Annotated in this window: 5 protein-coding genes; all 5 read right to left on the minus strand. The window is 73.7% G+C overall.

The window, feature by feature from the left end:
• Nucleotide 1: 1 nt before the first annotated feature.
• On the minus strand, nucleotides 2-1,252 hold the full coding sequence (locus AC0VX6_RS17600) for a TIGR02679 family protein (RefSeq protein ID WP_274973766.1): 1,251 nt from the start codon (nucleotides 1,250-1,252) through the stop codon (nucleotides 2-4).
• Entirely contained in the window at nucleotides 1,243-5,388 is a 4,146-nt protein-coding gene (locus AC0VX6_RS17605; protein ID WP_475465281.1) for a TIGR02680 family protein, read from the minus strand. Before AC0VX6_RS17605 ends, AC0VX6_RS17600 begins: the two co-directional genes overlap by 10 nt.
• Nucleotides 5,385-6,575, minus strand: coding sequence for a TIGR02678 family protein (locus AC0VX6_RS17610; protein WP_274973768.1), 1,191 nt, complete (start codon nucleotides 6,573-6,575; stop codon nucleotides 5,385-5,387). Before AC0VX6_RS17610 ends, AC0VX6_RS17605 begins: the two co-directional genes overlap by 4 nt.
• Nucleotides 6,572-8,203 (minus strand): TIGR02677 family protein, encoded by a 1,632-nt coding sequence (locus AC0VX6_RS17615; protein ID WP_475465282.1) that lies wholly within the window; start codon nucleotides 8,201-8,203, stop codon nucleotides 6,572-6,574. Before AC0VX6_RS17615 ends, AC0VX6_RS17610 begins: the two co-directional genes overlap by 4 nt.
• A gap of 755 nt (nucleotides 8,204-8,958) precedes the next feature.
• Nucleotides 8,959-13,449 (minus strand): AAA domain-containing protein, encoded by a 4,491-nt coding sequence (locus tag AC0VX6_RS17620; protein WP_475465283.1) that lies wholly within the window; start codon nucleotides 13,447-13,449, stop codon nucleotides 8,959-8,961.
• Nucleotides 13,450-13,584 lie beyond the last annotated feature (135 nt).

Here is a 13,584-nt window from a genome sequence, read left to right on the forward strand (position 1 = left end):
CTCACACCGGACCGAGGTCGGCCAGCAGGTCGTCCAGGACCGTTTCCTCCTCGACCCGTACGCCGTGCGCGGCCATCTCCTCGGCCAGGAGCGGATCCCAGCCGGTCGGGGCGGCGGTGCCCGACAGCGGCCGCGCCCGCTTCCCCAGAGAGGAGCGGTAGTCGGCGGCGGTGAGCCGCCACGGCCGCCACGGCACCTGTCGGGCCAGTGCGTTGGCGATACGCACCCCGCCCCAGTCGAAGTCGGTGTGCAGCCGGGTGAGGGCTCCCCCGTCCACCGCCTGGCGCAGCAGGGTCAGGGCTGCCGCGCTCGCCCCTCCCTGGAGGCAGACCAGCGGCGCGCACGCCGCGCCCCAGTGATCGGCGGCCGCGGCGACCACGACGGGGTTCTCACACACCGAGACCGTCCGGCCCGGCCACGGGGTGTGCCGGGGGTCGCAGACCAGCTGCCGCAGGGTCAGCACGGCCGGCTGTCCCGCCTCGGCCAGGGCAGCCAGCGCCCGGCCCGTAGCGGTCGCCGGGTCCCCGGGCAGGTTGAGGACCAGCACGGTGGAGGAGAGTTCGTCTTTGAGCACCCCCACCGAGGCCCACACGCGCCGCCGCCAGGCCGCGCCCTCACCCCCGGCCTCACCGCCCAGCAGACGGGCGGCGCCCAAGACCAGGGTGGTCACCGAACGGTCGTCGTCCAGGGCGTGGGCGTCTCCCAGGACCCCGGCGGCCAACTGGGACAGGGCGACACCGTCGGCGGGAAGCGCGTCCACCGTCCGGGCGACCGCCTCCACCAGGGGGGCGGCCTCCTCCGGCCCGGCGGCCATCCGGCGCACACGGCCGTCCCCTCGCACGTCGGCGCACCACGCCTCCAGGGCGGGGGCACGGGCGCACACCCGTTCCAGGGGGGCGAAGACCCGGTCCCAGGCGCGCTCCTCGCGTTCTCGCTCCTCCTCGCGCGCGACGACGGGCCCGGTGAGCAGTTCCACCGCCGCGGCCAGGCCGTCAGGGCAGGCGCCGCTGCGCCGGAGGACGTCGTCGATCCGTTCCAGACGCACACCGACGTTGCTTCCGCGTCCGATCCGGCGGCCCACCAGAGCGGCGAGCGCGGCCCGCTCCTCCTCCGTCGCACCGCTGCGGGTCACGGTCCCGGTCAGGGGTCTGCCCTCGTACAGGCGGCGGCGCGAACGCTCCAGGAGCCAGGCCGTGGCCGGGGTGCCGAGCAGGCGGCGCAGGCGCGGCAGGTCGGGTCCGGTCACTCCCACAGCCCCTCCTGGGCCGGCTGGCCGCCGTCCGCCCCCGAGCGATCCCCGGCGGCCGCTCCCCGCGCGGTCTGCCGTCCGGACCCGTTCGGTTCGTCGGCGAGGAGGCGCTCGCGGCCGTTCCACTCCCACCGGGTGACCAGGACCGCGGGGACCCCGTCCACTCTGGACAGCTGGGCGATGGCCAGGCCGGGGACCTGCGGGTAGCACCCCCACTCGCGCTCGCTGGTCATCACCACGTCCAGGTCGAAGGCGTGCAGCAGCCCCAGGCACTTGGCGCGGGAGTCGTCGTCGACCCCGGCGAAGGCCTCGTCCAGCATGATCAGGCGCGGGGCGTGCGGGTTGGTCGTGGTGGCGTAGTAGGAGGAGGCCGCGGAGAACAGCGGGATCGACGCCGAGAGCACGCGTTCGCCGCCCGAGGCGGGGCCGGTGGCGCTGTTCCACTGGCCGTGCTGGTGGCGCTGCACGGTGAACCGGTGCCAGGAGCGGTAGTCCAGTGCCCTGGCCAGGCGGTCGAACCACGGGGCGCCGGGGTCCCGGTCGCGTTCGCGTTCGATGAGGCGCTGGAGGAAGTCTCCGACGGCCGCGCGGTCGTCCGCCGACCACGCGTCCGCGGTCTGGCGCAGCAGCCGGTTGCGGGCTGCCGCCACGCCCTCGGGGGCGTCCCGGTTGAGCCGCCACAGCAGCCGCAGCCGCATACCGGTGCTGGTGGGGCGTTCCTCCAGTTCGGTGTTCATCCGCTCCACCTGGTGCTCGGCCGCGCCGATGAGGTTCTGCAGCGTGCCGGCGACCTCGGTGAGCAGGTGGTTCTCCAATACCTCGCGTTCGCGGGCCGAGAGGAGTTCGCGCCGTGCCGCCACCTCCCGGGCCAGCGCGGAGGAGAGTTCGGGGACGGGCTGTTCGCGCCCCTGGAAGGTGACCCGGACGATGATGGTCCCCGCCTCGGGCCAGGACGCGGCGCTGTGCCCGTGCTGGGACAGAGCGTCCTGCAGGTTCTTGAACTGCTGGGACAGGTTCTTCTGGAGCCGGTCCCAGGTCTGGTCGGAGTCCTCGGTCGCCTCCAGGGAGCGGTCGACGGCGCGCGCCAGGCGTACGGCCGGGTCGGCCGCCCACTCCCTGGCCGTATCGGGTGCCTCCAGGTCGGGCAGGGCGATGGCGAGCACACCGGTGGCCGCGAAGGCGCGCAGGGTGTCGACAGCCTCGGCCCGGGCACGCGCGCTCTCGGCGATGTCGTCGTCGAGCCCCTCCACCCGTCCGGCGGCCCGCCCCCTTCGGTCCAGGGCGTCGGCGCGCTCCCCTTCCAGGAGGTGTGAGCGCTCCTGGCACTCCTGGAGCTGTTGCGCGACCCGGGTGAGCATGCGGTTGAGCTCGGCCACCGCCGTTCCCACGGTCCGGCCGAGCGTGTCGCGGCGCTCGGCCGCCTCCTCTGCCTCCAGGCGCAGTTCCCCGGCCCGCTCCGCCAGGTCGGTGGCGAGCCGGGCGGCGCGCTCGGTCTCCTCCTGCTCGCCCTCCCGCGTCCGGTGCGTGTCCAGGTGCGTGCGGACCGCGGGCCACAGCTCGGCCAGGGCGACCCGGTAGGAGGACAGTGACTCGCGTTGGGCGGACAGTTCCGCTTCTTCGGTGGGTGTGCCCAGTTCGTCGGCGGTCTCGGCGAGTTCGGCCCGTTCCTGGTCCAGCCGGGCGCGGAGCCGGTCGAGTTCGGCGGCGCGTTCGTGCCTGCGGCGGGTGAGGGCGACGGTGGCGCGCACGGCGTCGGCGACCCGTGCGTGTGCGGCGCGCAGGGCGGCGTCGTCGGGCAGGGCGTCGAGTTCGGAGCGCAGCACGCGGCGGCGCTCGGCCAGGGCGGCCAGGGCGGTGTCCATGCCCGACAGGCGCTGTTCGACGGTGTCGAGTTCGCGGGCGATCTGGTCGATCCGGTCGCGGCGGGCCTGTTCCCGTGCGCCCTCTCCCAGGTGGCGGGCCTCGTCCTTGGTCCAGCTGCCGCGCAGGGCACCGGCGCGGAAACGGCCCCCGACGGTGACCCAGGTGGTGACGTCCTCGCGTTCGGAGGTGCCGACCGCGGCCAGGAGGGCCTCCACCCGCGAGGCGGCGACCGCGTGTGCGCCGGGGTCGTCGGGGTCGATGGCCGGGCGCAGGAGCAGACCCAGGTGGGGGCCGGGTACGGGGGCGTCCGCGACGACCAGGGTGTCGTGTCCCTCGGCGGTGGTGAGGGAACCGTCGGGTGCCACCCAGGCGTCCAGGAGTCCGGAGGCCTCCAGTGCCGCTTCGAGGCGGGCGCGTTCGGGTGCGGTGAGGTGCTCGGCGAAGTCGACGAGCTTCCACAGGGGCGCGCCGGGGCGCTGGCGACCGCGCGGGGCGGTGCGGGTGTGCGGAACCGGCGGGGGCGCGGGGCGTCCGGCCCGGAGCTGTTCGCGTTCGTCCTCCAGCGCCTGCCGGTCGCGGCGCAGGGTGTCGCGCTCCACGCCCAGTTCGGCCTCGTGCGCGGCCAGTGCCGTCTCCACCCGTTGGGCGTGGCGCCGGGTGCCCTGGCGGACGGGGTCGGGTCCCTCCAGGGTGGTGGCCCAGTCCGCGGCCTGGTCGAGCATCCCCGGCAGGTCGTCGGGGCGCAGCTCCGCGCAGGAGTCGAGGTGGCCGCGTACGGAAGCGACGTGGTCGCGGGCTGCCGCGTCCAGGTCCTGTTCGGCCTGGGAGCGGGCCAGGTCCAGGTCCGCGAGTTCGGTCTCGGTGTCCTCCAGGCGGGTACGCGCCTGAAGGTGGTGGCCCTGGGCCTCGTCCGCGGAGCGCAGCAGCGCGGCGGTGTGGTCCAGGGCGCGGGCTCGGCGCTGGACCAGGTCTTCGGCGTCGCGGCGGGCGGGTTCGGCGTGATCGGGAAGGGCCCGGTCGACCGTGTCGCGGTGCTGGTCGCCCAGGCCCGCGAACCGGGCCTCCGCGCCCGCCCGGGCCCGAAGGCGTTCCAGGTCCAGATCCGCCTGTTCGGCGGCCCCGGCCGCCTGGTCGAGCCGGTGCCGGGCGCGGGCGGCGTCACCGCGGGCGCGTGCGGCGTCCGCGGCGCCCCGGTCCGCACGGTGCGCGGCCTGGTCGGCCTCCGCGCGTGCCCGGTCGAGGTCGCGCGCGCTGTCCATCTCGGGGCTGCGGCGCAGGGACTGGTCCTGCCCGCGCAGGCGCGCGGTGCGCGAGGCCAACTCGTCGGCCTCGGTGCCGATCCGGTCCAGGTCGGCCTGGGCGGTGTCGCGGGCGGCCAGCGCGGCGGTGCGTTCGGAGGTGAACCTCTCGTACCGGGAGTGCTCCTGGCGGGGCGGGCGGGCGGCGCGCCTGGCGGCCACGCGCGCGTAGTGGCGGTAGTGGTCCAGGAAGGCGGAGGAGGCGCGTTCGGCGTCGGCCATCGCCTCCAGTTCCTCCTCGTCGTCCTCCAGTTCGCGGTAGGCCTCGGCGACGTCGGCGATGACCGCCTGGTCCACCGGCGGCAGCGCCTCGGTGAGCGCCTTGGACAGGGCCGCCTCGCTGGGGCGCTTGGACAGCTGGGGCTGGCGCAGCTGGATGAGCAGGTCCACCAGGGAGCCGTAGCGTTCCTCGCCCAGGCCGAAGAGGGCCTCGTCCACGGCCCTGCGGTAGTCCCCGGCCTGGTCGTAGACCATGCCGCGGCCCTCCACCGCCTCGATCAGCCGGTCCCGGGACAGGGCGGTGCGGGTGGCGTCGAGCAGGCTGAGCCCGTCGGGTCCGGCGCCGATCCGCTGGGTGGTGGAGAAGTACCAGCGGCGGGCGATACCGCGCCCGGTGACCGCCTTCAGACCGCATCCCAGGGTGCGGTACTCGGTGGTGCCGTCGGCGTCGCGGCGGCCGAATTCGATCCAGGTGTAGCCGAGCCGCTCGTCGTGCGGGTGTTCACCGCCCAGCAGCAGGTTCCACTCCATGCGCTTCTTGGGGTCGCCGTCGGGTTCGACCCGGTGGGCGGCCAGTTCCCCGTCCAGCAGGAACGGCAGGGTCAGGGCGAGGACCTTGGACTTGCCGGTGCCGTTGTTGCCGCGCAGCAGCAGCCGCCCGTCGCGGAAGTGGAACTGCTCGTCCTCGTAGTAGAACAGGTCGACGACACCCAGGCGCAGGGGCTGCCAGCGTTCCCGTCCGGGTTCGGGCAGGGTCACGGAGTCTCTCCCTCGGGTGTGCTGACGTGGGGTTCGGCGACGGCGTAGCGGGCCAGTGCCGGGCGCGGCGCGACCGCGGGACGGCCGTCCACGAGGACCGTCTCGACCAGTCCCAGGCCGCGCAGGCGCTCCACGGCTGTGGCCACCAGCGCGGGTTCGTTGCCGGGGGCGCGGGCCGACTTGGACCAGTAGGAGGAGTGCTCGCGGGCCAGTTCGCGCACCTTGTCGCCGAGTTCGTCCAGGGTGAGGGGACGCCCGGCCGCGGCCAGGTGTTCGGCCAGGAGCAGGGTGGCGTGCCCGGGGGTGCCCTGTTCGGGCATGCGCAGGTCGGTGAGGGCGTCGTCTGGGTCGACCATGGCGATGCCCTCGGCGCGGACCTCGGCGACGAGGCCGGTGAGCTCGCCGATCCTGCGGGTGATGGCGGCGCGCTGGCTGACGAGGTAGGCGTGCTCCTCCTCGGTGAGGGTGTCGAAGTACAGGACGGGGTCGTCGAGCAGGCGCCGGGTGAGGCGGTGGCGGATGGCGGTGTTGCGCAGGTCGTCGCTGTCCAGCTGGTGGGCCACTCCGTCCTCGGCCAGCGCGGACAACCGCGCGGCGTGGTCGGTGTCGGCGATGGTGGAGGGGCCGCGCGCGCCGGCGAGCATCCCCGTCAATACGCGCCGGTCCACGTCGTAGAGGGCGTCCCCCCGGTCGCCGACGAAGGCGCCTTCGTCCCCGGCCACCCGGGACAGCACCCCCAGGCCGACCAGGAGCCGCACCACCGCCACCAGGTCCATGCGCTGGTCCCGGGTGGACAGGGTGAAGCCCAGATCGGCGAACTCGGGCGCGGAGGCCTCCAGTACGACCTGTTCGGCCAGGCGGCCCAGGGCGGTCTGCGCCTCGGCCCGCTCCAGGACGGCCAGGGACAGGCAGAGCAGGACGTAGCGGCGCCGGTCGAAGGCGAGTCTTCCCCTGCCCTCCTCACGGGCCGGGTGGGTGGCGTCTGCGGGGTCTCCGGGGACCTTGCGCAGCCGTGCCGTCTCGGCGTCCACGTGCAGGCGCCAGCCGGTGTTGCGGTCGAACCACTGGCGCAGTCCGAGGGCGTGGTCGCGTACCTGCCGGAACTCGCGGGGGTGGGCTGAGGAGCGCAGCAGCGGTTGGCGGAGCAGGGCGCGAGCGGCCCGGTGCAGGTCCTCCTGCGTGTTCATCCGCCCCCGCCGGTCAGGTCGACGATGCGCACCAGGTGGTCGGGGCCGTGGAAGGTGCCGCCGGGGGTGCGCACGGTGGCGGTGCGGCCGTCGTTCAGGGCGCTCAGGTGGATCTCCATGGTTCCGTCGTTGCTGGTGGCGACGGTGTGTTCGGTGTCGGGTCCCCAGCGGGACAGGGCGTCGCCGAGCAGTTGGAGGAACAGCCCGAAGGCGACGGGGTCGAGTTCGGCCAGGTCCGACAGGCGCACCCGGCCGCGGGTGGCGAGCCGGGCGCGGGCAGCCGCGGCCTCCTGGGCCTGTTTGCGGGCGAGCTCGGCCAGGTAGCGGCGTTCGTCGCCGCGGTCGATGACCTTGCGCGCGCGGCCGCGCCGCTCGTAGCTGCCGGTGCGGCGCAGGCGCGGGCTGATGGTGAGGCGGTCGGCCTCGGCCCAGGGCGTGGTGGAGGCGATGGGTTCGCGTTCGCGCTGCTCCGCAGTGGCGGGGTCGACGGTCAGGTGGCGGGAGGAGTGCAGGGCGAAGGCCGTGCGCCACAGCCGGTGGCGGGCGTCGTCGTCGGGGGCCTCGGCGAACCAGCGGGCCAGGGTCCGAAAGTCCGCGGACCGGTCGGAGCGGCCGGTGCGGCGCTCGTTGATGACCGCGACCACCCGCAGCAGTTGGGGGATGGCACCGCGGGCGCTGACCCGCAGGCGCTGCGCCTGGGCCGGAACGCCGGGGGCGGACAGGAACCAGGAGCGCAGTCCCTCCCAGCGGCGCTGCCAGCGTTCCAGGGCCCGGTCGAAGTCCGCACCGCCGGTGGCCTCGGTGCCCGGGTCGGCGGGTCTTCCGTCCGGGGCGGCGTCGGCGGCCTCGCGTGCGGCGGCCACCCGCAGCAGGTTCCCGACCGGCCCGGGACGGGAGGCGGTCCCGTCGAGCTCGGCGAGCAGGAGGGCGATCTCGCCGCCCCGGGTGATGAGGTCGCCGATGAAGCGCTCCAGGTAGGAGATGAGGCGGTCCTTGTAGGCCAGGAAGGCCTCGACGTCGGCGTCGTGCAGGTCGATGGTGCGCTGGAGGGACCCCATGAAGGCGCGGGCGTTGTCGGCCAGGTCGGTGAAGCGTTCCACGAGACCGAGCAGGGTCAAGTGGACGACCGCCTCGTCGGAGGCCTCATGCGCGGCCAGTTCCCGCAGGGCTCGCAGCTGGGTGGCGATGTCGGCCAGGGCGACGGCCTGGAGTGAGCCCTTCTGTCCCAGCGCCTCGTCGTAGGCCGCCAGGGCCCGTTCGGCCGCCTCGCCCTCCCGGGTGAGCTGGTAGATGTGGCGGCGCCGGTAGAAGTCCTCCACCGCCGTGACGCGCTCGGTGTCGGGGTCCTGGCGCAGGTTGCCCCACGTGTAGAGGCTCTCCAGGGCCTTGGCGACCGGTTCGGCGGAGGCGGGCCGCACCTCCTGCGGCAGGCCGGTGTGGACCTCCTCGGGGCGAAGGTGCACGCGGAACTGCTCCTTGGCCCGGACGAACACCCCCATCACCGCGCGGTAGAGATCGTTGTTGGGAGCTGTGAGGTGGGCGAAGACCGCGTAGGGCGTGTGGTCTTCGGGAGGGCGGGAGGGAGCGGTCCCCTCCGAGAGCGGCCCGGATCCAGAGGGAGGAGTCATCTCTTCCAGTATCGGTCCTGTGAACTGTGCGTGGTGCGCCTTCGTGCGGGTCGTCCGCCCGGCTCGGCGGTAGCGGTCCCGCGCACAGACGACGCTGCTGGGAACGACAGCCCTGCATACAGAAGGCGCGGCCGGAGGCGACGGCCCCGTACGCGGGCGGCGCGGCCGGGGGCGACGGTTCACGTGGCCGGATGCGGACAACCGCCCCGTGGCCGAGGGCCATCCGAGCGGGCCGCTCCCCTCACCGTGATCTTGTACCTATAGCGAGGTTCGACGGCCCAAACTCGCTATAAGTACAAGATCATCGCAGGTCAGGACCCAACGACTCGCACCGGCAACATTTCCGGCCAGGCTACCGGACGGCCCCGGACCCAGCGCACGGCGGTCACCGGCGCCGCGGCCGGTGCCGGAGCGCGGCGCGGGCGATGTTCACCCCCGTCGGAGTGGTCGTGCTGTGGCCCCGCCTGCCCGGGTAAGCGCCCATCATGCGCAGCACACCGTGGTTGCGGCGGACCAGGCGGACGACGCCCGAACCGGAGAGGCCGTTGGTGCGGACGACGGCGGCCTCGTGGCTCCTGTCGCCCTGTACCGGTCGTGGCCCGTGGTTCTGTTGACGAGTACGGCGAACAGCACCTGGCGGGGGTCAGCCCCCTGGCCCCGGGTGAAACGGTCCCGGGCGAACGTGTGTACCTCCGGCACGAAGGGTGGGAGAGCCGTGTCCGCCCGGTCATCCGGGCGGACACGGAGTGGTCCGTTCAGAGGCGGACGGGCGCGATCTCCATCTCCTCCAGCCGCTTCCACAGCGGCTGGAGCGCGGCCTCGGGGTCGCGGAAGAAGCGGCTGCCGCGGATGCGCACGAACGTCCATCCGACCCGCTCCAGTTCGCGCTGGCGCGCCGCGTCCTCGACCGCGTTGGCCTCGTTGTGGAAGGCGTCACCGTCGCACTCCACAGCCAGTCGGCGGGTCCCGCCCTCGACCACCAGGTCGATGCGGTAGTACCCGGCCGGGTACTGCGGCAGGACCCGGTAGCCGCGGAAGCGCAGAGCGCGGTAGACGCGCTGCTCGAAGAGGCTGTCGAAGGGCTGCACGCGCTCGTCGGCGGGCACGTCTCCCAGGCCCGTACCGTCCTGCTCGTTCGCGGGGCGGTCCAGGTAGTCCAGGTAAGCGCGGCGCAGATCGGTCTCACCCAGATCGGTGAGGGCGAAGCTGTGGAAGTACCAGACCTGGTCGCGGGCGCGTGAGGCCGCGACGTTGATCGCCTGCTGGTGGGCGACAGAGCTGTAGGGGCCCGGACGGCGTCGCGCGCCGTCCGTGTCGAAGGGGGCGTATACCGCGCTGACGAACACCACGTCGCGTTCGTCCCCCTGGAAGGCAGCCGGGGTGCCGACCCGGATGCGCCGCTGGACCCGCTCCTCCAGCGAGAGGCGTTCGCTGAGCAGATCCTCTACCAGTGTCTGCTGGGCTCCGCTCTGGAGGACGACCACCCCCATGGTGCGGCCCTCATAGGCCGGGTCGGCGCAGCACTCGGCGATCTGGTCCACCAGTCGGCGGGCCTCGGCGGGGTTGCCCAGACGCTGGTTGCGCCCCTGGAGAACCCCCTCCGGGACGTGGACCGCGCACAGTGGCGGCAGCCGGTCGGCTCCGTACTGGCGCAGCGGCTGCAATCTGCCGTCGTAGAAGTTCTCGTTGGAGAAGCCGACGATCTCGGGCATGCAGCGGAAGTGTTCGCTGAGCATGAGCTGGCCGCGGCTGCCCGCCAGCCCCGAGACGATGTCGAACAGGCTCCGGTTGGGGGAGAACAGGTTGCGCCGGGAGGCCGGGAGGACTCCGAGGTGTCGTTGCTGGAGCATGAAGACCTGCTCCTGGTCCACACCGACATTGGCGGGACTGACCTGCTTGTCGTCGCCGACGACGACGAGGCGCTTTCCCAGCCACGCTAGGAGCAGGGCCTCGGGGCCCGATTGGCTCGCCTCGTCGACGATGACCACGTCGAAGACGCCTGCGGTGTCCATGGGCACCGTGGACACCACCTGGTAGAGCGGCATGATCCAGGCGGGGACGGCGGGCTGGCACTCCCGCAGGCTCTCGCGGGCATGGCGCTGGTGGCGCTGGGCGTACTTGCCGGTGCCCTTGCCGATCTGCCGGACACTCTGCTGGTAGGAGCGCAGCGCCACCTCCTGGTCGGGGGTCAGCCTCTCCAGGCAGGCACGCCAGGCCTTGGCCGCCGCGAGTTTGGCCAGGGTCAGCCGCGCGTCGCCGTCGGCCTCTGTGAGGCGGGCACGGCACCTGTCCTCGGCGGCGGGGTCCGTGAGCTCGGCCAGGCGCCGGTTCCACACCGACCACGCCCACGCCTGCTCGATCCGGCCGAGGCGTTCCTCCCACACGGGCGCGTCCGGCTCCTCCGCGACGGCGCGGGCCAGGGCCTGGTGACCGGAGGCCACGACGGCGTGCGCCCGCCGGTACTCCGTCTCCAGGCGGGCTGCCTCCCGTACGCGCGCCATGTCCGCGCAGGCGGCGGTGTAGGCCTCCGCGTCCGCGGTGTCCACCGCGAGGCGGGCACGGCGCAACGCCTCGGGTTCGGGATACGAGCGGTCGGCCCACGTCCGCAGCTCGGTTCGGGCACCCTCCACCGTCTCACGGGCCGGGGCGGCGTCGTACTCGGCGTCCACGGCTGCCAGGAGTACACCGACCCGTTCCGTTTCGGAGGTGTCGGCCCAGTCCAGGGAGGCCAGTCGGGGCAGGTCCGCCGCCGCCTCGTCTAGAGCCGCTCGCGCCGCGGCCAACGCGAGGAGGTGGTCGAGGTCGGCGAGGGCGTCCCTGAGGCGGGCGGTGCGTGTCCGGGGATCCTGCCACAGGGCGGCACCCGTCTCCGGATGCAGGGAGGCGTCGGCCTCGAACAGGGCGCGTTCGGCTTCGATCCGGTGCAGCAGGACCGCGGCGCTCCGCACCGAGTCGGGCGCCCGCCCGTCCACGGTGACGGCCTGGAGGAAGGGCGCGTTCTGTTTGGCGAGTCGGCTGCGCAGGCCCAGGACCTTGTGCAGCCTGTCCCCGGAGGACAACCCCTTGTGGAGGTCGGTGGCGTACCCGAGAGCCTCCCCCAAGCCGAACCGGTCGATCCCCTCGACGAGGGCGCGCCCCACTTCTGCCATGTCGTGCTCGGCGCTCTCCAGGGCGGCGCGTACCGACCGCGCCCGCTCCTGAACCTCCTGCCCCCTGCCCGTCAGCGCCTTCTCCCGCTGGGTCTCCCACCTCGGGTCCAGTCGGGTGGCCACCGCCCGTACGGCCGTGAACTCCTCCAGCCGCAGCCTGAGCAGGGCGCAGTGCTCACGGGACAGACCGCGCAGGAGGTCGTCGATGTGACCGTCCCAGAGACCGGACGCGCTCCGGGCCGCCTCCCGGGCGCGGTCGAGGGCGGCAAGGGAAGCGGCGAAGACGCTGGGGGCGGGCAGGCGTGCGGCCTCGGGCACCTCGGCGGTGACGGCCCGCTGCTCGGGGGTGTAGGCGCGTGCGGCGCGCAGAAGATCCAGGGCCTGCTCGCTGCTGAACAGCGGCCGCTCGGAGCCGACCTCGCCGATCCAGGAGTAGCGCGGCTCCTCCTCGGCGAGGCGTTCGGCAATGGAAGCGAGGGTGCCCCCGTAGTCGCCGACCTCACGCGGATACCGGTGGGTCTCCCGCTCCCGGATCGCGCGCAGGTCCTTCAGGGCGTGGTCGCGCCTGCCCCTGGCGTCGGCGAGCCGCCGCTCAAGGTCGGTGATCTCCCGACGCGCACGCGCCGGATCCCGCCCTGCCTGACGCCCCAGGATCTCCTGGACGGAACCCTCCAGCTCCCGCTGCGCCTCCACACCGTCACCGGTACGGCTAACCGCCAGGGGTCGGATCTCGTCGGGGAGCTTGTCCTTGAGCACCTTCAGCGCCCGCGCGGTGTGGCTGGTGATGAGGATGCGCTGCCCCTGGGCGAGGAGGTGGGTCACCAGGTTGGCGATGGTGTGGGTCTTGCCGGTGCCGGGCGGGCCCTGGACCACGACGAGGTCGCTGTCGCGCAGGCGGTCGGCGATGGCGCGCTGCTCATCGTTGGAGGGCAGGGAGAAGTACAGCTCCTCGGGACGCCCGGCGTCCGAGGGCCTCCCTTCCGCGCCAGCCTCTTCCGGCGGGCAGGCGGACCGCTCGGTGTCGGTGCCCTGGCCGACGATGCGGCGCAGCAGCGCGGTCGGCGCGCCGTGGCGCTCCACCGCGTCGCCGACCTCGCGCAGGGCGTTGAGCTGCCCCCGTTTGGGGCGCTCCCGCAGCACCAGGGCGGGGGCGAAGGTGACCAGGGCGGAGTCGTCGGCGGTGTTCGCGTTCGGACGGTGGACGTCCTGTTCGTAGCGGGACCCGGAGGAGACTGAGAGCGCCCATTCCTCCAGAGCGGCGTGGAGGTGTTCGGCCCCGTCCGGGCCCGTGCTCTCGGAAGCGAGTTCGAGCCGGGTGAGCACGCGCTCCCTCGGTTGTTCGCGCAGGCGCTGGGAGGGGTCCAGCATGTCCTCCTCCAGCGAGAACCCGGACGCGTCCGGATCCGGGGTGGTCGTGAGGCTCCCCCTCTCGTCCATGGTGATGACGATCCTGCGGGTGAGGAGGTGGCGGCGGACCGCGTGCCCCTCGACAGTCCACGTCAGGTAGCCGGTGGCGAGAACCAGTTCGTAGGACTCTCCGAGGTCGGCCGCCTCCTGGTGGATGCGGTAGACCTGCTCGTAGAGCCTGACCAGCGGGGCGACACGGCGTTCGCGTTCGGCCCAGTCGCTCCAGGCCCGCGCCCACTCCCGGTGCGCGGCGAGCACGCCCTCGCGGTCGGGGAACTCGGCGAGGGTCACCATCCGCTCCGCGGCCGGAGCGTCGGGCGTGTCTCCCCCGCTCTCGGACTCCTCCCCCGCTGGGACAGCCGTGAGGGTGCGCTCACGCGGTTGCGGTGGCCGCACCCGTTCACGGTCGCGGACCTGCTCCGGGTCCACCCAGGGCCGGAGCGGTCCGGGCAGGGTTGGAGGCTCGGAGTGGTGCACCCGGTCGACCCGGAGCCAGGTCCCGGAGGCGTCTGCGTCGAAGAGCCCGGAGACCACGCTGGGCGCGTCCCGGGGCAGGTCGCCGAGCCAGAGGATCCGGGCGGCTCCGTCCAGGGTGCGCGCGGGGTTGCTGCGCAGTTCCTCCGTCTCCAGGAGGAAGCGGTACATGCGCTGGATGCTGTCGATGGTCGGATCTGCCGGGGTAGCGGACATGCGTCTTCTCGCGCTCTCTGGTCGTGGCGGGGCGGGGTCGCGGGAGCGGCCGTGGAGGCGTTGAGGGGCCCGGGCGGTCGGCGCGCCCGGGAAGGGGGTTTCTGGGGGAAGTCAACCCGTCCGGGTGCGCCGACG

The sequence above is a fragment of the Nocardiopsis sp. iso_25 genome, from assembly GCF_056173305.1.